At 65.6% G+C, this 19,791-nt stretch carries 24 protein-coding genes; 13 read left to right on the top strand and 11 right to left on the bottom strand.

All coding sequences use genetic code 11. The annotated features are described in order from the left end of the window. Nucleotides 1-64 precede the first annotated feature (64 nt). Nucleotides 65-1,069 carry an ABC transporter substrate-binding protein gene (locus JQ617_RS18285; RefSeq protein ID WP_212027529.1) on the top strand — a complete coding sequence of 335 codons (1,005 nt, stop codon included), beginning with the start codon at nt 65-67 and terminating at the stop codon, nt 1,067-1,069. Nucleotides 1,070-1,105: 36 nt separating this feature from the next. On the opposite strand, the gene panB is transcribed toward JQ617_RS18285, so the two are convergent. Continuing rightward, nucleotides 1,106-1,927: a 3-methyl-2-oxobutanoate hydroxymethyltransferase gene (gene panB, locus JQ617_RS18280; RefSeq protein WP_212027528.1), complete on the bottom strand. Its 822-nt coding sequence runs from the start codon at nt 1,925-1,927 to the stop codon at nt 1,106-1,108. 366 nt (nt 1,928-2,293) lie between these two features. Here panB and minC point away from each other — a divergent pair, with 366 nt between their 5' ends. The 4 genes from minC (at nt 2,294) to JQ617_RS18260 (ending at nt 4,504) form a co-directional block, all read left to right on the top strand. Continuing rightward, nucleotides 2,294-2,992, top strand: coding sequence for a septum site-determining protein MinC (gene minC, locus JQ617_RS18275; protein ID WP_212027527.1), 699 nt, complete (start codon nt 2,294-2,296; stop codon nt 2,990-2,992). Between the two features lie 21 nt (nt 2,993-3,013). Continuing rightward, nucleotides 3,014-3,829, top strand: coding sequence for a septum site-determining protein MinD (gene minD, locus JQ617_RS18270; RefSeq protein WP_212027526.1), 816 nt, complete (start codon nt 3,014-3,016; stop codon nt 3,827-3,829). Further along, on the top strand, nt 3,826-4,107 hold the full coding sequence (minE, locus tag JQ617_RS18265) for a cell division topological specificity factor MinE (protein ID WP_028136732.1): 282 nt from the start codon (nt 3,826-3,828) through the stop codon (nt 4,105-4,107). The genes minD and minE overlap by 4 nt, the downstream gene beginning before the upstream one ends. Nucleotides 4,108-4,318: 211 nt before the next feature. Beyond that, nucleotides 4,319-4,504: a hypothetical protein gene (locus tag JQ617_RS18260; protein ID WP_063683853.1), complete on the top strand. Its 186-nt coding sequence runs from the start codon at nt 4,319-4,321 to the stop codon at nt 4,502-4,504. A gap of 7 nt (nt 4,505-4,511) precedes the next feature. Here the strand turns inward: JQ617_RS18260 and JQ617_RS18255 are convergent, their stop codons facing one another. From JQ617_RS18255 to JQ617_RS18245, 3 genes are all read right to left on the bottom strand, one after another. Further along, entirely contained in the window at nt 4,512-6,623 is a 2,112-nt protein-coding gene (locus tag JQ617_RS18255) for an ATP-binding protein (protein ID WP_212027525.1), read from the bottom strand. 128 nt (nt 6,624-6,751) lie between these two features. After that, nucleotides 6,752-7,003, bottom strand: a complete 252-nt coding sequence (locus tag JQ617_RS18250) for a hypothetical protein (RefSeq protein ID WP_212027524.1) — start codon at nt 7,001-7,003, stop codon at nt 6,752-6,754. A gap of 107 nt (nt 7,004-7,110) precedes the next feature. After that, nucleotides 7,111-7,503 (bottom strand): hypothetical protein, encoded by a 393-nt coding sequence (locus JQ617_RS18245; RefSeq protein WP_212027523.1) that lies wholly within the window; start codon nt 7,501-7,503, stop codon nt 7,111-7,113. 128 nt (nt 7,504-7,631) lie between these two features. Between JQ617_RS18245 and JQ617_RS18240 the strand changes: the two genes are divergently transcribed. Then, nucleotides 7,632-8,417, top strand: coding sequence for an SDR family NAD(P)-dependent oxidoreductase (locus tag JQ617_RS18240; RefSeq protein ID WP_212027522.1), 786 nt, complete (start codon nt 7,632-7,634; stop codon nt 8,415-8,417). Here JQ617_RS18240 and JQ617_RS18235 read toward each other — a convergent pair whose 3' ends face one another. Further along, complete coding sequence (locus JQ617_RS18235; protein ID WP_063683845.1) at nt 8,418-8,648, bottom strand: DUF6894 family protein; 231 nt, start codon at nt 8,646-8,648, stop codon at nt 8,418-8,420. A gap of 436 nt (nt 8,649-9,084) precedes the next feature. Further along, the gene (locus tag JQ617_RS18230) at nt 9,085-10,176 is read right to left on the bottom strand and encodes a hypothetical protein (protein WP_212027521.1); all 1,092 of its coding nucleotides are present in this window, start codon (nt 10,174-10,176) and stop codon (nt 9,085-9,087) included. Between the two features lie 351 nt (nt 10,177-10,527). Between JQ617_RS18230 and JQ617_RS18225 the strand changes: the two genes are divergently transcribed. After that, on the top strand, nt 10,528-11,124 hold the full coding sequence (locus JQ617_RS18225; RefSeq protein ID WP_186467301.1) for a L,D-transpeptidase: 597 nt from the start codon (nt 10,528-10,530) through the stop codon (nt 11,122-11,124). A 19-nt stretch (nt 11,125-11,143) separates the two neighbouring features. Here JQ617_RS18225 and JQ617_RS18220 read toward each other — a convergent pair whose 3' ends face one another. Both JQ617_RS18220 and JQ617_RS18215 read right to left on the bottom strand, forming a co-directional pair. Then, complete coding sequence (locus JQ617_RS18220) at nt 11,144-11,578, bottom strand: COG4315 family predicted lipoprotein (protein ID WP_212027519.1); 435 nt, start codon at nt 11,576-11,578, stop codon at nt 11,144-11,146. Between the two features lie 118 nt (nt 11,579-11,696). Next, entirely contained in the window at nt 11,697-12,152 is a 456-nt protein-coding gene (locus JQ617_RS18215; protein WP_063683840.1) for a MarR family winged helix-turn-helix transcriptional regulator, read from the bottom strand. A 102-nt stretch (nt 12,153-12,254) separates the two neighbouring features. Between JQ617_RS18215 and JQ617_RS18210 the strand changes: the two genes are divergently transcribed. From JQ617_RS18210 to JQ617_RS18200, 3 genes are all read left to right on the top strand, one after another. Continuing rightward, nucleotides 12,255-14,177 carry an FAD-binding monooxygenase gene (locus JQ617_RS18210; protein WP_212027518.1) on the top strand — a complete coding sequence of 641 codons (1,923 nt, stop codon included), beginning with the start codon at nt 12,255-12,257 and terminating at the stop codon, nt 14,175-14,177. 154 nt (nt 14,178-14,331) lie between these two features. Beyond that, complete coding sequence (locus JQ617_RS18205; RefSeq protein WP_212027517.1) at nt 14,332-15,348, top strand: SH3 domain-containing protein; 1,017 nt, start codon at nt 14,332-14,334, stop codon at nt 15,346-15,348. Between the two features lie 220 nt (nt 15,349-15,568). Then, nucleotides 15,569-15,796, top strand: a complete 228-nt coding sequence (locus JQ617_RS18200) for a hypothetical protein (protein ID WP_249157240.1) — start codon at nt 15,569-15,571, stop codon at nt 15,794-15,796. Between the two features lie 14 nt (nt 15,797-15,810). On the opposite strand, the gene JQ617_RS18195 is transcribed toward JQ617_RS18200, so the two are convergent. After that, a complete protein-coding gene (locus tag JQ617_RS18195) occupies nt 15,811-16,101 on the bottom strand; it encodes a DUF3551 domain-containing protein (RefSeq protein ID WP_186467303.1) in 291 nt (96 codons plus the stop codon). A 137-nt stretch (nt 16,102-16,238) separates the two neighbouring features. Between JQ617_RS18195 and JQ617_RS18190 the strand changes: the two genes are divergently transcribed. The 3 genes from JQ617_RS18190 (at nt 16,239) to JQ617_RS18180 (ending at nt 18,695) form a co-directional block, all read left to right on the top strand. Next, nucleotides 16,239-16,418 (top strand): hypothetical protein, encoded by a 180-nt coding sequence (locus JQ617_RS18190; RefSeq protein ID WP_063683832.1) that lies wholly within the window; start codon nt 16,239-16,241, stop codon nt 16,416-16,418. Nucleotides 16,419-16,547: 129 nt separating this feature from the next. Next, nucleotides 16,548-16,865, top strand: a complete 318-nt coding sequence (locus tag JQ617_RS18185) for a hypothetical protein (protein ID WP_212027516.1) — start codon at nt 16,548-16,550, stop codon at nt 16,863-16,865. A 222-nt stretch (nt 16,866-17,087) separates the two neighbouring features. After that, nucleotides 17,088-18,695 carry a hypothetical protein gene (locus JQ617_RS18180; RefSeq protein WP_212027515.1) on the top strand — a complete coding sequence of 536 codons (1,608 nt, stop codon included), beginning with the start codon at nt 17,088-17,090 and terminating at the stop codon, nt 18,693-18,695. A gap of 110 nt (nt 18,696-18,805) precedes the next feature. Here JQ617_RS18180 and JQ617_RS18175 read toward each other — a convergent pair whose 3' ends face one another. Together JQ617_RS18175 and JQ617_RS18170 are read right to left on the bottom strand one after the other, a co-directional pair. After that, entirely contained in the window at nt 18,806-19,378 is a 573-nt protein-coding gene (locus JQ617_RS18175; RefSeq protein ID WP_212027514.1) for a TetR/AcrR family transcriptional regulator, read from the bottom strand. Beyond that, nucleotides 19,378-19,722, bottom strand: coding sequence for a DMT family transporter (locus JQ617_RS18170; protein WP_014495640.1), 345 nt, complete (start codon nt 19,720-19,722; stop codon nt 19,378-19,380). The genes JQ617_RS18175 and JQ617_RS18170 overlap by 1 nt, the downstream gene beginning before the upstream one ends. Nucleotides 19,723-19,791: the final 69 nt, after the last annotated feature.

The following is a 19,791-nucleotide window of genomic DNA, read 5'->3' as shown; positions in this document are numbered from 1 at the left end:
GTTGCATTGGTATCCTCACAAGGGGAGAGCGACAAGCCGGGTCGCGGGAATGAGGAGAGATGCGATGAAGCATTTGCAGGCGGCTGTTGTGGCGCTGGCGCTCGGTTTGCCGGCGGTGCCGGCGAGCGCGGGCGAGGCGGTCAACCTGATCCTGAACTGGACGCCGACGGCCGACCATTCGCCGTACTATTACGCCAAGGCGCAGGGCTGGTACGAGAAGGCGGGCATCGACCTCACCATCGAGACCGGCAAGGGCTCCGGCGTCTCCGCCGCCAAGGTCGGCTCCGGCGGCTCGCCGTTCGGCGTCGCCGACCTCGCCACCATGCTGGTGGCCAAGAGCAAGGGCGCCGACACGGTGGCGGTGATGAGCGTCTACGCCAACACCGGGCAGACGTTCTATTGGCTGAAGAGCTACGGCGTGAACGGGGTGAAGGACTTCCCGAACCACAAGATCGGCAACCCGCCGGGCGATGCCTCGCGCGTGATGTGGCCGGCCTTCGCCAAGGCTGCGGGGATCGCGCCCGATGCGGTCGGCTTCGTCAATGTCGGACCGACCGCGAAGATCGCGGCGCTGAAGAGCCACACCGTCGACATCATCAGCGACTTCTACAACGAGCACGATCTCAAGGTGATCGAGTTCGGCCAGGACCTCGGCTACGTCAACTGGAAGGACATCGGCCTCAATCCGTACGGCAACTCGCTGATCGTCAACGGCGCGTATTTGCAGAAGAACCCGAAGGTGGTCGAGGAATTCGTCCGCGTCACGCAGAAGGCCTTCGCGGCCTGCGTCGCCGATGCCGCCCCTTGCCTCAAGGCGCTGCTCGACCAGGTCTCCGGTCTCGACAAGGAGAACCAGGAGCGGCAGTGGGAGCGCATCAAGTTCCTGATGACCGACGAGTTCACCACCACCAAGAGCCTCGGCTGGATCGACGGCGAGCGGATGAAGAAGGACTACGACCTGGTCCAGACGTATCTCGGCATGGAGAAGCCGTTCGACGTGACCACGGCGTTCACGACGAAGATGCTCGATCCCGCCATCAAGATGGATGCGAGCAAGGTGAAGAAGTAGCCGGTGAGGTAAGCGGCGCCTGACGGCTTGCTGCCGTCAGTTCTTCTTCATGTCGTAGACGTGTTCGGGGCCGGGAAAGGCGCGTGACCGGACGTCGGCGGCATAGCTTTCGATCGCGGCTTCAATGGCCGGACCCAGATTGCCGTACCGCCGGACGAATTTCGGAGTTCGGGGCGACAGCCCGAGCATGTCTTCGAGCACGAGCACCTGGCCGTCGCAGGCCCCGCTCGCGCCGATGCCGATGGTGGGGATCGCGATCGTCTCCGTGATCTTGCGCGCCAGCGGTTCGGCCACGGCCTCGACCACGACCGAGAAGGCACCGGCCTCGGTGACGGCCCTGGCGTCGTCTACGATCGGACCCCAATCCGCCTCGTTGCGCCCTTGGGCACGGAACGAACCGAGCGTGTTGATGGATTGCGGCGTGAGGCCGATATGGCCCATCACCGGAATGCCGCGCCCGGACAGGAATGCGATCGTCTCGGCCATGCGGACGCCGCCTTCAAGCTTGACCGCGCCGCATTGGGTTTCCTTCATGATCCGTACTGCGGCGTTGAACGCTTGCTCCTTGGAGGCTTCATACGATCCGAACGGCATATCGACCACGACCAGCGCCTGCCTGGAGCCGCGCATCACGGCAGCGCCCTGGAGGATCATCATGTCGAGCGTGACAGGCACCGTCGTCTCGAAGCCGTGCATGACGTTGCCAAGGGAATCGCCGACCAGAATCACGTCGCAATGCCGATCCACCAGCGCTGCCGTGTGCGCATGATACGAGGTCAGCATGACGATCGGCTCGCCGCGCTTGCGCGCCCGGATGTCCGGCGCAGTCTTGCGCTTGATGGACGACTGAATTGACATGATCGGCTCCATCCGTGGGGGAGGCGGATCGAAACCAGTTGGCGCGACGGTGTCAATCGGGACTGCGATCACAAGGAGGGTGGGGTGAGAGGGCGCGACTCACTCCGCTCTCGTGCCCCGGACACAGCGCAGCGTCCCTGCGACGGTGCGCTGCAGAGCCGGGGCCCATCTCTCCGCGTTGTCCGTGCCGCTCCTGGGTCCCGGCTCTGCGGAGTGGCACTTCGCGCCGCACCGCGTCGGGGACACGAGAGCAGGGCCACCCAGGCTCATCCACGCGCTTACGTAACCCCGCGGAGATATTAACCGGCCGTTAACCATATCCGCCGCATCGTTAACCATTCAATAACAGGGAACGAGTCGGCCGCTATGGAGGCTGCAGCAAAAGTCCAACGCCAGATGGTGCGCCTGCGCGGGCGTTCCTACGTGGCCTTCGTGTTCGTGCCGACGGTTCCGATCCAGGACTGGCTGGCCGAGATCGACGCCACGATTGCCCGCTCTCCGGGCTTCTTCGCCGGCCGTCCCGTGGTGATCGACCTGTCCTCGGTCGACCTCAGCCAGGCCGGCATCGGCCATCTGCTGACCAGCCTGCAGGACCGCAACATCCGCGTGCTCGGCATCGAGGGCGTGGAGGAGGGACGGCTGACGCCGATGATGCCGCCGCTGCTCTCGGGCGGCCGCAGCTGCGTGGTCGAGCCGACCGCGCCCAAGAAGTCCGAAGCGAAGGCCGAGGCCAAGCCGACCTCGCTGCTGCTCGAGGCGCCCGTGCGCTCCGGCCAGACCGTGATCTTCCCGGAAGGCGACGTCACCATTCTCGGCTCGGTCGGCTCCGGCGCCGAAGTCGTCGCCGGCGGTTCCATCCACATCTACGGCGCGCTGCGCGGCCGCGCCATGGCCGGCGTGAACGGTCACACCAGCGCGCGCATCTATTGCCAGAAGATCGAGGCTGAACTGCTTGCGATCGATGGCTTTTACCAGACTGCGGACGACATCGACGCCGCCTTGCGCGGCAAGCCGGCGCAGGCCTGGCTGCAGGGGAATACCATGCGAATTACCGCACTGAACTGACCAGCAAAGGAGACATTTCAGATGAGTAAGGTACTGGTCGTGACATCAGGCAAGGGCGGCGTCGGCAAGACGACGACGACCGCCGCATTGGGGGCCGCGCTGGCGCAACGCGGCGACAAGGTCGTCGTCGTCGATTTCGACGTGGGCTTGCGCAACCTCGACCTCGTGATGGGCGCCGAGCGCCGCGTCGTGTTCGACCTCATCAACGTGGTGCAGGGCGTTGCGAAACTCCCGCAGGCGCTGATCAAGGACAAGCGGCTCGAGAACCTCTGGCTGCTGCCGGCCTCGCAAACCCGCGACAAGGATGCGCTGACGGAAGAGGGCGTCGGCAAGGTCATCGCCGACCTGCGCAGCCGCTTCGACTGGGTGATCTGCGACAGCCCGGCCGGCATCGAGCGCGGCGCCTCCATGGCAATGCGCTTTGCCGACGAGGCCGTGATCGTCACCAATCCGGAAGTCTCCTCGGTGCGCGATTCCGACCGCATCATCGGCATGCTCGATTCCAAGACCGTGCGGGCCGAGAAGGGCGAGCGGGTCGAGAAGCACATTCTCATCACCCGTTACGATCCCTCGCGCGCCGCGCGCGGCGAGATGCTGACCATCGACGACATCCTCGAGATCCTCGCAACGCCCTTGCTCGGCATCATCCCCGAGAGCCAGGACGTGCTGAAGGCCTCCAACGTCGGCACGCCCGTCACGCTGTCCAACGCGGACGGTGCGCCCGCACGGGCCTATATGGACGCGGCGCGGCGGCTGTGCGGCGAGACCATCGCCATGCAGGTGCCGACCGAGCGCAAGGGTTTCATGGATCGTCTGCTGCGACGGAGGGCTGCATGAGCATGGGTCTGCTTCGGCTTCTCCGCGGCAACAAGGCCTCTGCACCGGTCGCACGCGAACGGCTGCAGATCCTGCTTGCCCATGAGCGCGGAATGCGCGGCCAGCCCGATCTGCTCGGCGTGCTGCGTGAGGAAATCCTCGCCGTCGTGTCCAAGCATGTGACGCTGGACCCGACCAAGGTCATCGTCCGGCTCGAGCGCGGCGACGAGGTCTCGACCCTCGAGGTCGATATCGAGGTGCCCAACGACTTCGAGCGCAAGAAAGCGGCGGTCGCGTAGGGGACGCGGCTAGCGAATTTCAGCTTTGGGGTGGGTGAGAAGGCGGTCCGCCGGGCATGGCGGGCCGCCTTCGTCGTTTGGCGGTTCAAGTTTCTCGGGGCTGCGTTGTGATCGGCCGAGGCGGAACGGGACCGCTAGCGAGATCGTTGTCCTGGAGCCGCGGGAAACGCCGAGCCGGGCACCGCGGTTTCCTCATACCGGGAGAGCGCCCATGATGTCCGAGCTGCAGGTCCACACCGTCGCGCGCCAGATGCTGGAGCGGCACGGTTTTGCGGCGATCGCGAAGGCGGCCGAACAGGCGCAGGCCTGCGAGGGTCGCGGCGAGGCCGATGAGGCCAAGGAATGGCGTCACATTGAGGATGCCATGAAGATCATGCGCGGGCCGGCCCTCAGCTGACGCGCGCTTACCTTCTTCCGGTTCCATCCTTGATCATGTCGAGGACGCGGCTCGCCAGCGCCTCGACCACGAACGGCTTTGTCAGCACCTGCATGCCGGGCGACAGCTGGCCGTTGCCGATGATGGCGTTTTCCGCGTAGCCGGTAATGAACAGCACTTTCAGCGCGGGCCGCGTCGTGCGCGCGGCGTCCGCGAGCTGGCGGCCGTTCATGCCGCCGGGCAGGCCGACATCGGTCACCAGCAGGTCGATGGTCGCATCCGACTGCATGATCTTCAGGCCGGTCGGGCCGTCATGTGCCTCGAGCACGCTGAAGCCGAGCTCCTCCAGTGCATCGGTCAGCAGCATGCGGATCGACGGCTCGTCGTCGACGACGAGGATGGTGTGGCTCGCCTTTTGCCGCGCCGCGCTCCTCGTGGACAGCGCGGACGGCTTGTCGGCGTCCTTGCCGTAATGCCGCGGCAGATAGAGGCACATGGTCGTGCCCTGGCCGACCTCGGAATAGATCCGGACCTGGCCGCCGGACTGGCGCACGAAGCCGTAGACCATCGAGAGGCCGAGCCCGGTGCCCTGACCAATCGGCTTGGTGGTGAAGAAGGGCTCGAACGCGCGCTCGACCACGTCGGGGGGCATGCCGGTACCAGTATCGGTGACGCAGAGCGAGACGTATTGGCCAGGCTCCAGATCGCGCTCGCCGGCGCCATGATCGTCGAGCCAGCGGTTGGCGGTCTCGATCGTGAGCCGGCCGCCGGTTGGCATCGCGTCGCGCGCGTTGATGCAGAGATTGAGGAGGGCGTTCTCCAGCTGCGAGGCGTCGATTAGGGTCGGCCACAATCCGCCGGCAGTGACGACTTCCAGCGCGATCTCGGGGCCGACGGTGCGGCGGATCAGGTCCTCCATCCCCATGACGAGCCGGTTCAGGTCGGTCGGCTTGGGATCGAGCGTCTGCCGCCGCGAGAATGCCAGCAGCCGGTGCGTCAGCGCCGCGGCACGCTTGGCGGCGCCTTGCGCCACCGTCACGTAGCGGTCGATCTCCTTGACGCGGCCCTGGCCGAGCCGGGTCTGAAGCAATTCCAGCGAGCCGATGATCCCGGTGAGCAGGTTGTTGAAGTCGTGCGCGATGCCGCCGGTGAGCTGCCCGACGGCTTCCATCTTCTGCGACTGGCGCAGCGCTTCCTCGGCCTCGCGCAGCCGTTGTTGTTCCCTCAGGCGATCGGTGACGTCGTAGGAGAACTGGTAGGCGCCGAGCAGCCGGCCCTCGCCGTCGCGCAGGCCGTTGAAACGCATCTCGTAGCAGCGGCGGGACCGGCCGGGCTCGCCGAACTCGGCGATTTCAACGAAGGCCTCACCGGCGAGGGCTCGCGACCAGACGGCGCGGACGGCGTCGCGATGCTCGGGTTGATCCTCAAGCAGTTCGAGCATGTTGTCACCGACCTTGGGCAAGATGCCGTAGATGCGGTGGAATTCGCGCGCCGAGGCGCCGTTGATCGCGAGCCAGCGGAAGTCGGGGGCGACGACCTGGACGAAGGCGTCGGTGCCCTCGACGAGGTCGGCCATCAGCTTGCGCTCCGCCAGGGCGGCGATCACGCGCGCTTCCAGCGTCTCGTTGAGCTGCTGCAATTCCCGCTCGGCGCGCTTGCGCGACGTGATGTCCTGGAACAGCACCGCGACCTGCTTGCGGCTGGCGGGTTCGACACGGAAGGCGGCGAGCTCCAGATGCCGGCCGGTTGCGACCAGCTCGCGCTCGAAGCGGATCGGCTGGCCGGTCCTGAGCACGCCACCATAGAGCTCGACCCAACCGTCGGCTTCGGCCGGGACCATCTCGCGGACCTTCTGGCCGACCACGTTGGGAATACCGGCGTGCTGGGTGTAGGCGGGATTGGCCTCGACGTGGACGTAGTCGCTGAGCGGGCCGTGCGGGCCATCGAAGAACTCGATGATGCAGAATCCTTCGTCGATCGAGTTGAACAGCGTCCGGTAGCGCTCCTCGCTCTCGGCCAGCGCGGATTCTGCCCTGCGGCGCCCGGTCTGGTCAGCCATCCCGAGCGCGCGAAGGCGTGCGTTTTCCTCCTCCAGCGCCTTCAGACGGTGTTGAAGGTCATCAAACTCGATCGAAGCCACGCACGCTCGCAGGGTTTGCGTTTCCAGAGGCCGCCTTGGCGGTCCTGCCCATGCCGATTCATGGGCACTCCACCACTGCCACCGGCTCAACGGGGGTGGAACCCGGAAGTTCCCGTCTCGTCGGCGGCTCAGTGCTCGCCCTGATCGGTGCCTTGGCGGCCGGACTTTTGCTGTGTCTGCGGCTGGCCGCGCTCGCCCGTCTCCTTGCAGGGCAGCTGCTCCCACGATCCGTCCGCCGCCTGCTGATAGGCGCTGCAGGTGGAGGACGAGATCGATTTGTCCTCGCCTTTCTGGGCATCGTTATTACGCGCGAGGGCCGGGGCGGCCATCGCGGTGCTCGCCGCAAGCGCGGCGGTAAAGACGAAATGCGCAATCCGCATGGAGGTCTCCTGTTCGAAGAGCCGCATGCTCGCGAGGAATGTGACGATTATTTGCCACGGCGGCGGTTCCGCCGCGGCGTGCTTAACGTCCGATTGGAAAGACCGGGTTAGCCGCCCTTGCTGCGGATCAGGCCGGCAAGGTTGGTCTTCTGGGCCTCGCACCAGCCGGGCATGCCGAGACGACGCTGGTCCATGTCGGTGGCCTGGGTCGCGACCGCGACCTCAGCCATCAGATCGTCGTCCTGCTTCTCGCCCATCTTGCCGCCGGTGTGCATCCAGGCAATCGCCTTGCGCACCTTCTCGGTGGTGCCGTCGGGCAGCTGCATCTGCTGGGCCTTCTGCACGAGGTCCTGATAGACGAGATCGGTGCCCGGGCATTCGACCTTGGCGGCGAAGGCCTGCAGGACCATCGTCACATAGGTCGAACGTATGGGCCTGTCGCCCGCCTGGGCCGGCGCGGTCAGCAGCAGCAGGCCCGCGATCAGAAAACCGGTGCGCATCCTTGGTATCCTCCTCGATTTTTGGGGAGGCTAGCGTCCGGGGCGCTGCTCCGCAATGGTGCCGGCACGCAATTGTCGCATCGCGGTGCGGTGCACTAGACTGGCGCCAGAGGACCCCGGAGAACGACATGAGCCTGTTCAGCGCCCCATTCGATCCCGCAGCCGACACCGCGCTCGTCACCGGCGCGGGCAACGGCATCGGCCGCGCGATCGCGCAGGCCCTGGTCGGCGAGGGCGTCCGGACCGTGTTCGCCGATGTCGGTGCGGAACGGGTGAGTGCCGCGATCGCCGCGAGCGCGAGGCCCGAGTTGGCCGTTCCCTGGGTCGGCGATCTCGCAAAGCTGGAAGCCTGCGATGCGCTGCTGGCTGCCTCTCGCGCGGCGCTGGGCGGGGTGACGCATTTCGTGCACAGCGCCTCGCCGCCGCGGCGCGAGGCCGATCATGCGCTCGCGGTCGATCGCAGGACCTGGCAGGAGATGCACGCGGTTAATCTCGATGCCGGCTTTCACCTGGCGCGCGAGCTTGCCAAAGGACTGATCGCCGCGAAGCGACCCGGCTCGTTCCTGTTCCTGACCTCGCTGCACGCCGGCACGCCGCGCAACCTGCCGCACTACTCGACGGCAAAGGCGGGCACAGCGATGCTGGTGAAGGAGCTTGCGAAGAGCTTCGGCCGCCACAACATCCGCGTCAACGCGCTGGTGCCGGGGGCGATCGCAGCGGGCGGGTTCGTCGCCGACGCCTCGCTGGCGCGGCACATTCCGCTCGGACGGCTCGGCGAGGCGAACGACCTCGCTCCGATGGCACTGAGCGTGTTGTCGAACAAGATCGCGGGTTACGTCACCGGCGCAGCCTTCGTCGTCGACGGCGGATTGTCGCTGACGAACTGGTTCGAAGCGCCGGTGCTCGATGAGTAGCTAGCGCTGCCAGGCCGGCACGGGATCGAGCGGGGTGCGATAGACCTCGTTCTGATCGCGGTCGGTGACGCGCACGGCGCAGCCCTTCTGCTGCAGCTCCGGCTTCACCTGCGACAGCTCGCACGCCAGCTGATCGGCGCGGTCGGAAGCAACCTCGATGTCCTCGAGGATGATTCCACCCTGGTTCTTGAACTCTTCACCGACCACAAGATCGAAGGAGTAGTAAGGCATCCGAATTCCCCGGTGTGACGACCCAAGTTTCAGTTGCAAGTCTCATTTCAAATCTTGAAATCAAGTCTTCAACGGAAGTCCCGACACATCGCGGATGATACCACTGAGTCTGTCTTTATCGAATGAACGAGCCGCACAATCTCTGTGCCTATGGCGCAGAAATGATGTGCAGCACGAAAGCTCGTTAAGAGTTTATTAAATATACCGGCGTGATCATAAGGCATGGAATTGCAGCAGAACCGGGCTCCGGGAACCGGCAGCTGCAAGAGAAGGCCGGCGGCTTAGATCCCGACGGCCTTTTCTCATTGAGGAAAGCGATCCAACCATCGCTTCCCGTAGTCACCCGGACTCAACGCATCACATCGACTCGGATGATCTTTGCGAAAGACCGCGTCGCGCTTTGCGCCAACGCGGCCCTTCGGCTCCGCATCACGCTCTAGCGCAGCGGCATCGGCGGACGCACGACAGGTCCGTCGTCATCGGCAACGGCTTGCGTCGTCGTGACCGGCGGAGGCGGCGGGACCGCCGCAGCTTGCGATGGCGGCGGCGGAGGTGCGACCGGCGCAGGTGAATAGGCCGGCATGTAGGTGTGCGACACGACGGGCTTCGGCTTGCGAACCGGCGGCGGTGCCGGAACCGGTGCGCGCGGCGGCAGCGCGGACACGCGTGCGCGCGGATCGACTGATGGCTTCGCCTCGACGACCGGCTTCGGTGCGGGCGGCTTCGCCATCTCGCGCGCCATCTGCTCTTGCCCGGCCTTCAACTCGGCGATGTTGGCCTTGAGCGCTTCGATCTGCTGCGCCATCGTCGCGAGATCGCGCGTCATCGACTGCACCGACTGCGCTGCATCGCTCTGTGTTGCCGCAGGCGCGGCGGCGGCAACCTGAACCGCAGGTGGGCTTGCAGGTTGATCGGCCACGGCTGGCGCTGCCGCGGGTTGATCGATCGGCTGATCCGCCGCGGCTTGCGGTGCGGGCGGGGCGGCCTGTGCAGCGGCGACCGGCGCAGTCTGTGGTGTCGACGGCAGCAGCGAAGCCAATACCGGCGTCCATTCCGCGAGCTTCTGCCTTGCGGTATCACCGTGCTTCTCCCACGCAATCGTGGCGGCCGCGCTGGTGCCCGCAAACAGGAACGTGACGAAGGCGCCACGCATCCATCTGCCGGCAGAGGAGCGCTTCTTTCGGCCGTGACCATCGTCGGCCGTGACGCGCACTTCGGTGGCCACCGAGGACACTGAAGCGGGTGGCTCCGCGTGCGGGCTGAATTTCGGCTCAGGGCTGAACCGCGGCTCGGACGTGGCCTTGGGCTCGGAATCGATCTTGGGTTCAGAACTGATCTTGGGCTCCGGCGCGAACTTCGGCTCCGGACGCGGCGTGATCTCGGGCGCCAGTGCGGGCGCGACGCTGATCGGGCGCGAGGCCAGCACGATCTCTGGCGAAATCTGTATCGCGTCGTGCGGATCGTTGTCCTTGACCGTGTCCTTCACGATCTCATCGACGATTTGCTTGCTGTTCAGCGTGGCGAGCATCGCAGCTCCTTTAGAGGCCCGGGTGTTGAAGCCCAGGCGTTTCGAGACTGGTCGTTCGCATTGGCGCGAGCCAGGTGAAGCCCCGTCATCGGGCGGATGACGCACGAGTCCAGCCGCGTTTGACCAAAGCAAGGCGCGAGGATGGAGATGGTGCGACGCTCTTCCGCCGTTTGTGGTGATGGAACCGGGATTATCGAACACGGGCACGTGTTCCAGCCTGCCTTGTTTTCAGCACGATTTGGGCAGTATCTCGAAGCGCTGGGGGCGCTGCTATCCGCTATCGGGGGGCCGGTGGTGCCAAAATCTGTTCTCGCTTTTTTCGTTGCTGCCTTGTTGCCGCTCGGCGGCTGCATGCAGACGACGCTTTCGCCATCTACGGACGCGAGCATGACGCCGCGCGACCGGCAGTTGCTCGCGCACACGCCTTACGCCCAGGCGAGCGTGCCCGAGCAATATCTGCGTCACATCGTCGATTATCCGCGCAAGGAGATGCCGGGCACGATCCTGGTCGATACCGATGCGCGCTATCTCTATTTCGTGCTGCCTGACGGCAAGGCGATCCGCTACGGCGTCGCGGTCGGCGAGGAGGCGATGGCCTTCTCCGGCGTCGCGCGCGTCGGCCGCCTTGCGGAATGGCCGGACTGGGTGCCGACGGCGGACATCCAGGCGCGGCTCGGGCCTTATCCGGCACGCGTTCCCGGCGGTCCCGCCAATCCGCTCGGCGCACGCGGCATCTATCTCTATGCCGGCAACAAGGACACGCTCTACCGCATCCACGGCACCAACCAGCCCGAATATATCGGGCAGGCGATCTCGTCAGGCTGCATCCGGATGCGCAACGAGGACGTGATCGATCTCTACGACCGGGTGAAGCTCAATTCGACCGTCGTGGTGCTGCCGCCCGGGCAGAGCGCGCAGGTCGAGGCCGGCAGACGCTGGCGCGGCTAGCTCGCGCGCCGCGCCTCGCTCACTCCTCGGGCCGTGCGATACGCCATTGCAGCGTCGTCGCATTGCCGTTGGCATCGCCCGGCGCCTTGTCGGCGGGCGAGGTGTAGAGCGGGCGGTAGCGATAGGCCCACATCTTGCTGCCGTCGTTGCGGCTGATCACGGTGAAGTCGCCGACGGCCTTGGCGTCGGCGGTTGCGGGCAGCGGCACCCAGGCCTCGGTGCACTTGCCGTTGCAGTTCGATGATTTGCCGGTGGTGTCGCGCTCGTATGTGTAGAGCGTCATGCCCTTGAGATCGACCAGCTTGGGACCCTGCTTGGTCAGGACCACCTTGGCCGGCGCGGTTGTCGCTTCGGGCTTTGGCGGAGGAGGGGCATCGCCGCCGCCATGGCCGTTCGCGAACGCAGGGACGGCCGAGAGCGCGATGGCCGCCGCGGCGATAATGAACCTGGACATCCAAAACTCCCGAAACGGCAAAGTTAATCGCGCGTTAAGCGCCGAATGTTGCCGACCGTAACAGTCGAAGGTTAGTTCCAGGTTTCGCGGGCCTGCGGCAATTACGGACCAAACACGCCTATTCGCGCAGCGGCGCGCGGCTCAGCTCGTTGCCGGCGGCGATGGCCTTGCGCAGCAGCCGCATCAGATCCTCGGCTTCCTTCGCGCTGAGCCCGCGCACCATGAGGCGCTGGGCGGACTCGACCGCTGGCGTGATCTTGCGAAGCGTGCGCCGGCCCTCGTCGGTGATCTCGAGCTCGCGAGCGCGGCGGTCGCGCGGACTGGCGCGGCGCTCGATGAGACCCTTCTGCGCCAGGCGGTCGATCACGCCGGTGATGGTGGTGCGGTCGTAGGCGATCAGGCCGGCCAGCGTCACCTGGTCGAGCCCTGGATTGGCCTTGATGGTCGCGAGTGCGGCGTATTGCACCGGCGTCAGGTCGAAGCCGGCGTCACCGACCTCGGCCAGGAACACCGCGACCGCGATCTGCTGGAACCGGCGCGCCAGATGCCCGGGCATGTCGTTGTTGTCTTTCACCGAATTCTCCTCAGCAAGCGGGACGGCGGGGATTATTGACAAGTATACTGATAGTCAGCATACTGAGCAATATCGAAGAAGACGTTGACGGGAGAAGTGCTCATGCAATTCCATCTGAATGGATTCCAGCCGGGCGATCCCGAGATCGCCGATCCCGCGGAGCGCGTTCAGGCTTCCGGCGCGGCGGGCACTGTCCCGGCCGAGGTCGATGTCCTCATCGTCGGTTGCGGGCCTGCGGGCCTCACGCTCGCGGCGCAGCTCGCGCAGTTCGGTGACATCAAGACCTGCATCGTCGAGCAGAAGCCGGGCCGGCTGCAGGTCGGGCAGGCCGACGGCATCGCCTGCCGCACCATGGAGATGTTTCACGCCTATGGCTTCAGCGAGCGCGTGCTGAAGGAGGCCTATTGGGTCAACGAGACGACGTTCTGGAAGCCGGACGAAGCGGCGCCGGACAAGATCGTGCGCAGCGGCCGGGTGCAGGACGTCGAGGACGGGCTGTCCGAATTCCCGCATGTCATCCTCAACCAGGCGCGCATCCATGACGGCTTTCTCGACGTCATGCGTAAGGCGCCTGCCAAGCTCGAGCCCTATTACAGCCGCCGCCTGCTCGACCTCCAGGTCGATCCGGCCGCAGGCCCTTCCGACCATGCCGTGACCGTGCGGCTCGAGCGCGTCGATGCCGGACACGAGGGCAAGGTCGAGACCATCAAGGCGCGCTACGTCGTCGGCTGCGACGGCGCGCGCAGCACGGTGCGCAAATCGATCGGCCGCGAGCTGCATGGCGACTCCGCCAATCACGCCTGGGGCGTGATGGACGTGCTGGCGGTGACCGATTTTCCCGACATCCGCTTCAAGGCCCTGATCCAGTCGGCGAAGGACGGCAGCCTGCTGATCATTCCCCGCGAAGGCGGCTACATGGTCCGCATCTATGTCGAGCTCGCCAAGCTCGATGTCGGTGAACGCGTCGCCAATCGCAACATCACCGCCGACGACGTGATCGCGAAGGCGCAGCGGATCCTGAAGCCGCATACGCTCGATGTGAAGGAGATCGCCTGGTGGTCGGTCTACGAGATCGGGCAGCGCCTGACCGACAAGTTCGACGACGTGCCGGAAGCCGCGATCGCCTCGCGCCAGCCGCGCATCTTCATAGCCGGCGATGCCTGCCACACCCACAGCCCGAAGGCCGGGCAGGGCATGAACGTCTCGATGCAGGACGCCTTCAATCTCGGCTGGAAGCTCGCTGCCGTGCTGCGGGGGCGGTGCGCGCCAGGCCTTCTGCATTCCTATTCGGCGGAGCGCCAGGCGGTCGCGAAGGAGCTGATCGATTTCGATCGGGAGTGGGCGGGGATATTGGCGTCGGCCGCCAAGGCCGGCGGCGCCGATGCGGCCAAAACGCAGGACTATTTCGTCCGGCACGGCCGTTACACCGCAGGCACGGCGACGCACTACAAGCCGTCGGTTCTCACCGGCGCGACATCACACCAGCATCTCGCCGAAGGCTTCGTCATCGGCAAGCGCTTCCATTCCGCGCCGGTCATCCGGCTCGGGGATGCCAAGCCGGTCCATCTCGGCCACGCATCGCTGGCCGATGGCCGCTTCCGTATCTACGCGTTCTCGCCGGCGGAAGATCCTGCTGCCTCGGGCTCGGCCATCCGCGCGCTGTGCGATTTCCTCAGCGGGGCGAGGGGATCGCCGCTCCGGCGCTACACGCCCGCCGGCGCCGACATCGACAGTGTGATCGATCTGCGCGCGGTCTTCCAGCAGGATCATCGCGCGCTTGCCGTCGAGGCGATGCCCGCTCTGCTGCTGCCGCGCAAGGGCCGCTATGGCCTCATCGACTACGAGAAGATGTTCTGTCCGGACCTCAAGGGCGGCGACGACGTCTTTGCGATGCGCGGCATCGATCGCGCCGCCGGCTGCGTGGTCGTGGTGCGGCCGGATCAGTACGTCGCAAGCGTGCTGCCGATCACTGACTTTGCTGCGCTTGCGTCGTACTTCGACGGCTTCATGCTGCCGGTGAATTGACGCGTTCGCAGTGCTTCTGCGCGCCGCGCCGATGAACGGCGAATGAATATTGAACCGCGTACGGGTTGCATCTCAATCTTTCGACGGATGCGACCTCTGCACGCGGAACGCTCGTTCCGCCTGCGCGTTCCGACTCGCAGAGGAGGAACACACAATGAGACTCAAAAGCGTTCTGGTTGCAGCATTGCTGCTCGCCCCGACGGCCGCACTGGCCGCGCCGGGCATCGTCACCGTCTCGACCGGGTTGCGCGCCGGACCGGGTTCGGGCTTTCCCATGGTCGATCGCATCCCCGAGGGCGCTCGCGTCAACATCCATGGCTGCCTGCGCGGCAATGCCTGGTGCGACGTGAGCTTCTCGGATGATCGCGGCTGGGTGTCGTCGCAATATCTCGAATACCTCTACCGCAATCACTACGTCTATCTCCCGGACTATGTCGACGAGATCGACGTGCCCGTCGTCCCCTTCGTGCTGACCTCGTACTGGTCGAGCTACTACGAGGGGCGGCCCTGGTATCGCCGCCACGCCTACTGGAATAATTACTGGACCTCGCATCAGAACGTCGCCACGCGGATGACGATTGATCCGCGTGCGGCCCGTATCGGCCGCGCGGCGACGCGTGATGCGGCGATCGCGCTGGGCCGCGAAGGCGTGCGTGGCAAGGGTCCCGCTGCGATCTCCGGACGTGATGCAGCGATCGCGAAGAGCGACGCGGCGATCGCGAAACGCGACGCCACGATCACCAAGCGTGACGCAGCGATCACCAAGCGCGACGCTGCGGTTGCAGCAGACCGGACCCGTGCGGAGCGGAGCGAGCGCATCGCTCACGAGCGGACCAATGCGCAGATCCGCAATCCGCGCGATGCCCAGGCACGCATGATGCGCGAGCAGCCTGCGAACCGCGCGGCCGCGCATGCGCCGCCGATGGCACGTGCGCATGAAGCTCCGCGCGTCTCGGCTGCACCTGCCGCACGGCCTGCGATGCCGCATGTCGCGCAGCCCAATGTGAGCCACGGCTCGCCGATGAATGCCCGTGCGCAGATGCCGGCGCCGCGTGCCGCTGCGCCTGCGATGCCGCACGGCGGTGGCGGCGGTGCCCCGCACATCAACGCCGCCCCGCGCGGTGGCGGTGCGCCCGCCGGCGGCCCCGGCGGCGGCCACGAGAAGCACTAAGATCCCAGGAAAAAGCCCGGCCTTCGCGCCGGGCTTTTCAGTGCAGCCGGTTCCGGTTCCCTGCGCGTACAATTTAAGAAAGTTCTTCGCGGGCAGATTTCATCGATCGTAAGATGTGTACCCAAAGATGTAAGCATCCACTCGGGGCAGCGGGGCACGGGAGGATGTGATGAGACAGAGCCAGGCGGAGACGCGCCGCCAAAATGTCGCGAAGCGGTCGATGACCAAAGAGGCCAAGCAACTGTCCGGCCTGATTGCCGGACTGCGCAAATCCCTCGAAGGCATCCAGAAGGAACGGACGAGCACGAAACTTTCCGGCGCTGAAATGGGAATGCTCGACGAGCGCCGCAACAATCTTCTGCTGACGATCGCGGCTCTCGACGACCGCCTCTCGGCAGTGCAGGGGCTGATCGATCTCGGCCGTCCCCACGTTATCCGCGTCCACTGATCTGGACGCTCCGGCTATCGGTTTCGTCGCGGCGGCGACGAGGCCAGGCCTTGCTGCCGGCCCTGCGCGGCATAGGGATTGGCATAGCACTGCGCGGATTGACCGGATGCGGTCGCAGCGCACTGTGCGATCGAGGTGAAGCTGCAATCGATCGTGCTGCCGTCGATCGTGTAGACCTCGATGCAGACGGGATAGCGCGGGTCGTAGGTCTGCCCCGCTGCGGGCGCGCCGGCCAGAGCGATGCCAAGCAAACCGATGCCAAGCAAGCCCGCGACAAGCTGAATCGCATTCATGATCGGGCGCAAGATCGACCTCCGTGGTTCGGCCGGAGCCAAGCACAATGCTGCCTCGGATGGCACCAAATTGCCACGCTCCCGGCGAATTGCCGCCAAAGCCCGCTGCCACTTGGAATGTGGGTGCGGGCGACGCAAGGGGATGCGCATTGGCCTACAAGATGGTCGCAGAACGCGACAATGAGAAGTACAGTTTCAACCGCGAGAGCCGGCTGCTGATTGTGGCGAAGGCCAGGGTGTGGGCGAGCGAGGGATGGCAGGTCGTCATCACCGACCAAGACGGCAAGGCCTACGCGCCGCCCGAATTCGATCAGTTGCTGGCGGCTTGACCGCACGACAGGCTCTGGTTTGAGGCGTATTCTTGACGCGAGGCGGTCTATCCGCTTCGCTCGAAAACGCTCCGGGGGATGACGTTGATATCGCTATTCCGACCGGGGCGCGGCCTGATCGCGCCCCTCATGACTGTGGCGGCCGCCGCGCTGACGGCAACTGTCGCCTTCGCTCAGAATCTCGATGCCGGCAAGTCGGCCGAGCGGCTGTTTGCCGACGGCTGCGCGACCTGCCACCGCAGCCCGCGCGGCCTCGCCAAGGGACGCTTCAGCCTGACGCTGTCCTGGTTCCTGAAAGACCATTACGCCACCAGTTCCGACTCCGCCAAGGCGCTCGCCGCGTATCTGGTGTCCGTCGATACGCCGCCGCCGCGGGCCGCGGCCAAGCCAGGTGCAAAGCCCTCCAAATCAGCGCCGCGACCGCCCAAGCCGGTGACGAGCAACTAGTCGCGGTCGCCACGATCCGCTGCGTCCCGTTTCCTCGCCCATCGTCGCAATCAGAAATAGAATGATTGTACGATCCGTCGTGAGGTGGTATTAAACCTAAAGTAGCTTTGATCTGGAAAGCAACCGAAATGCCCTGTCGGGCGGGTTTCGGGATTTTGTCGCGCATCTCATTTTGAGCTCGGGCGAGACGGGGCGGTTGAGCTCGCATCCAGAGGACCTCCCATGAAGCATTGGACGTCTTTGGCCCTGACGTCGCTGGCGTTTGCCGCGGTCGTGCTGGCAGTGCCGTCGCATCGGCTCGCACAGGCGCAGGCGCCGCAATCGCAGCCGGCAGCACCGCCCTATCTTCCGCAGGCAAAATTCTGCGCCAATGGCACGGGCGGACTGTGCTCCATCGTGCCGGCCTATATCGGTCCCGATCAGGGCCTGGCGCAAACCCAGGGCTATAACGGCCTCTATGGCCAGCCGCCGCAGAACGAGAAGGAAGACGTTCAATCGCCGTTCGACAACATGTCGTGGCAGATGTTCGTCGCGCTCAATTGGGTGGCGAGCGGCGTCAAGGATCCGGCGGCTCAAGGATTGACGCAGCCGGGACGGCGGGTCTGGCAGACCTATCCATCTGTCTCGTCGCTGTTCGGCAACTCGCCAGTCGTCGCCGGCTGCCCGCAGGCGCTGGCTCTCCCCATCTTCCATATCGGCTCGAACGGCAAGGGCCAGCCGATGCCGAACAACGAGGAATATCTGCAGGCCGCGACCAACAAGCCGCTGATCGACATCAACGGCAACTGGACGCTGTTCGAGCGGCGCGTCAACGACATCGAGGCGCAATATCTGCGGGCGCCGGGTGGCCAGAAGTCGCAGACGCTGACGACCAGGGCGGGCCAGCTCGAGTTCATCAAGAACAACCCAGGAGGTGCCGAGTTCACATCCTCGGCCACGGTGCCCGACGGCGCCAACGGTTCGATCGAGATCAAGGCGTCCTGGCGCATCCTCGACCCGTCGAAGGACGATCCGTCAAAATTCTTCACGCAGAACATCCTGCTCGCGGTGTCCGGCGATCTCGTGCGCGACGGCCGCCCGTTCTGCCGCAGCGAGCGGGTAGGGCTGGTCGGCATGCACATCCTCCAGCGCAATCCGGTGGACAAGACCAATCCCGCGCTCCGGCCGCAATGGATCTGGGCGACGTTCGAGCATGTCGACAACGCGCCGCTCGCGAACGCGCCCTGCAACGTCGCGGGTGGCTGCGGCACCGACAAGGCCACGAACTGGATCAACCAGCCGAGCTGCGGACCGGCGAACCCGGCGCCGGGCTCGCATTTCTCGTTCTTCAACCCCACCACGTCGGGCCTCGGCACCAATATCTCGCCGCAATCGCCCGGCGGCACCAAGACGGCGTTTCCCTGGAATCCGCGCAAGCCGTACGCGCAGGGCGGCACGACCAGCGCGACGGCGCAGCCGCAGGCGGTGCGCTGCTGGCGGATCTATCCGACGACGGAGGTGCTCAACGCGCAATGGCGAATGGCGCTCGGGTCGCTCAAGAGCGTGTTCCAGAATTACATGCTGGTCGGCACGCAATGGGGCGGCAATGTCGAGCCCCCGACCCCGCCAAATCCTGTTCCGTCTAACGCCGTGCCGGGCATGCTCTCCAACATGACGCTCGAGACCTACATCCAGAACTATCTGAGCAATGGGGCCGCGGGTCCGGGCTCATGCGTCAGCTGCCACAATTTCGCGACGCTGGTCGACGGCAAGACCTCGGCGAATTTCAGCTTCCTGCCGGGGATCGTGGAGCCGGCATCGCTGCGCGCGAAGATCAGAACGGCGCCGTAGTTCGTAGAGCGCGTAGCCCGGATGGAGCGCAGCAGAATCCGGGACATCTATGGCCGCGGCGGCAGTTGCCCCGGATTGCGCTTCGCTTCATCCGGGCTACGGAGCACCGGTCAGCTACCGCGCCGATAGGTCTGCGCGATCAGCCGGTCGTGCACGGCGCGCAGCTCGGCACTCATGCGCGTCTGTCCCGTCGTGACGAAGGTCAGCCAGGCTCCGTCCGCGGCGAGGCGGACGACATGAAGCTCGGGCGTCGCGTCGGTTGCGCGGTGGCGCTTGAGCCGGGCCTTGATCCAGTCGTTCCAGAGCTGTCGTAATGACGGATCGGTGACGACGACCATGCTGAGCGCCGCCCAGGGCGTCGCAAAGCCGAAAGCCTTGCCGGTGAACACGGCGTTGACATAGGCCCGCGTGAAGCTGCCGCGCGGCTTTGGATCGGCTTCGATGGCGGCGTCGATCTCGGCATCGACGCGACCGAGCAGATCGGCGAACAGGCCCTCGATCAGGGCCTGCTTGCTGCCGAAGTGATGAAACAGTCCGCCCTTGGTGACGCCGGCCGCCGCCGCCACCGCCTGCACCGTGACACCGGAGACGCCGTGGTCCATGGCAATGGCCGCGGCGTGGTCGAGCAGGGCGCGCCTGACCTGTTCGGGTTGCTTGGCGCGGGTATAGGCGCTTGCCGGCATCAATGCGCCGTCGTCTGCGAGAACAGGTTGATGACCACGACCCCCGACACGATCAACCCAATCCCGACGAACGCCGCCGCATCCAGCATCTGGCGGAACAGCACGAACGAGACGGTCGCGGTCAGGATGATGCCGACCCCGCCCCAGATCGCATAGGCGATGCTGAGCGGAATGACCCGGATCGCGACCGACAGCGCATAGAACGAGGCGACATAGAACAGCACCATGGCGAGCGTCGGCCACGGCCGCGTGAACTGCGCGGACTGCTGCAGGAAGGCGGATGCGGTGACCTCGAACACGATGGCGAGGGCGAGCGCGGCGTAGGCGTTGAAGGCGGACGTCATGGCAAGCTCATATAGGCGCGAAAGATACCGCGCGGTAGGTATGTTTAGCACGCCGAACATGGCCTTTGC

The organism is Bradyrhizobium sp. KB893862 SZCCT0404 (assembly GCF_018130885.1).
In the GTDB taxonomy this organism is placed as follows: domain Bacteria; phylum Pseudomonadota; class Alphaproteobacteria; order Rhizobiales; family Xanthobacteraceae; genus Bradyrhizobium; species Bradyrhizobium stylosanthis.
This window is presented reverse-complemented; position numbering and strand designations above follow the sequence as displayed.

Excerpts from the sequence above, each read along its gene's own strand:
- JQ617_RS18285 (WP_212027529.1), top strand. The coding sequence starts at position 65 with ATGAAGCATTTGCAGGCGGCTGTTGTGGCGCTGGCGCTCGGTTTGCCG.
- panB (WP_212027528.1), bottom strand. The coding sequence starts at position 1,927 with ATGTCAATTCAGTCGTCCATCAAGCGCAAGACTGCGCCGGACATCCGG.
- minC (WP_212027527.1), top strand. The coding sequence starts at position 2,294 with ATGGAGGCTGCAGCAAAAGTCCAACGCCAGATGGTGCGCCTGCGCGGG.
- minD (WP_212027526.1), top strand. The coding sequence starts at position 3,014 with ATGAGTAAGGTACTGGTCGTGACATCAGGCAAGGGCGGCGTCGGCAAG.
- minE (WP_028136732.1), top strand. The coding sequence starts at position 3,826 with ATGAGCATGGGTCTGCTTCGGCTTCTCCGCGGCAACAAGGCCTCTGCA.
- JQ617_RS18260 (WP_063683853.1), top strand. The coding sequence starts at position 4,319 with ATGATGTCCGAGCTGCAGGTCCACACCGTCGCGCGCCAGATGCTGGAG.
- JQ617_RS18250 (WP_212027524.1), bottom strand. The coding sequence starts at position 7,003 with ATGCGGATTGCGCATTTCGTCTTTACCGCCGCGCTTGCGGCGAGCACC.
- JQ617_RS18245 (WP_212027523.1), bottom strand. The coding sequence starts at position 7,503 with ATGCGCACCGGTTTTCTGATCGCGGGCCTGCTGCTGCTGACCGCGCCG.
- JQ617_RS18240 (WP_212027522.1), top strand. The coding sequence starts at position 7,632 with ATGAGCCTGTTCAGCGCCCCATTCGATCCCGCAGCCGACACCGCGCTC.
- JQ617_RS18235 (WP_063683845.1), bottom strand. The coding sequence starts at position 8,648 with ATGCCTTACTACTCCTTCGATCTTGTGGTCGGTGAAGAGTTCAAGAAC.
- JQ617_RS18230 (WP_212027521.1), bottom strand. The coding sequence starts at position 10,176 with ATGCTCGCCACGCTGAACAGCAAGCAAATCGTCGATGAGATCGTGAAG.
- JQ617_RS18225 (WP_186467301.1), top strand. The coding sequence starts at position 10,528 with ATGCAGACGACGCTTTCGCCATCTACGGACGCGAGCATGACGCCGCGC.
- JQ617_RS18220 (WP_212027519.1), bottom strand. The coding sequence starts at position 11,578 with ATGTCCAGGTTCATTATCGCCGCGGCGGCCATCGCGCTCTCGGCCGTC.
- JQ617_RS18210 (WP_212027518.1), top strand. The coding sequence starts at position 12,255 with ATGCAATTCCATCTGAATGGATTCCAGCCGGGCGATCCCGAGATCGCC.
- JQ617_RS18205 (WP_212027517.1), top strand. The coding sequence starts at position 14,332 with ATGAGACTCAAAAGCGTTCTGGTTGCAGCATTGCTGCTCGCCCCGACG.
- JQ617_RS18200 (WP_249157240.1), top strand. The coding sequence starts at position 15,569 with ATGACCAAAGAGGCCAAGCAACTGTCCGGCCTGATTGCCGGACTGCGC.
- JQ617_RS18185 (WP_212027516.1), top strand. The coding sequence starts at position 16,548 with ATGACTGTGGCGGCCGCCGCGCTGACGGCAACTGTCGCCTTCGCTCAG.
- JQ617_RS18180 (WP_212027515.1), top strand. The coding sequence starts at position 17,088 with ATGAAGCATTGGACGTCTTTGGCCCTGACGTCGCTGGCGTTTGCCGCG.
- JQ617_RS18175 (WP_212027514.1), bottom strand. The coding sequence starts at position 19,378 with ATGCCGGCAAGCGCCTATACCCGCGCCAAGCAACCCGAACAGGTCAGG.
- JQ617_RS18170 (WP_014495640.1), bottom strand. The coding sequence starts at position 19,722 with ATGACGTCCGCCTTCAACGCCTACGCCGCGCTCGCCCTCGCCATCGTG.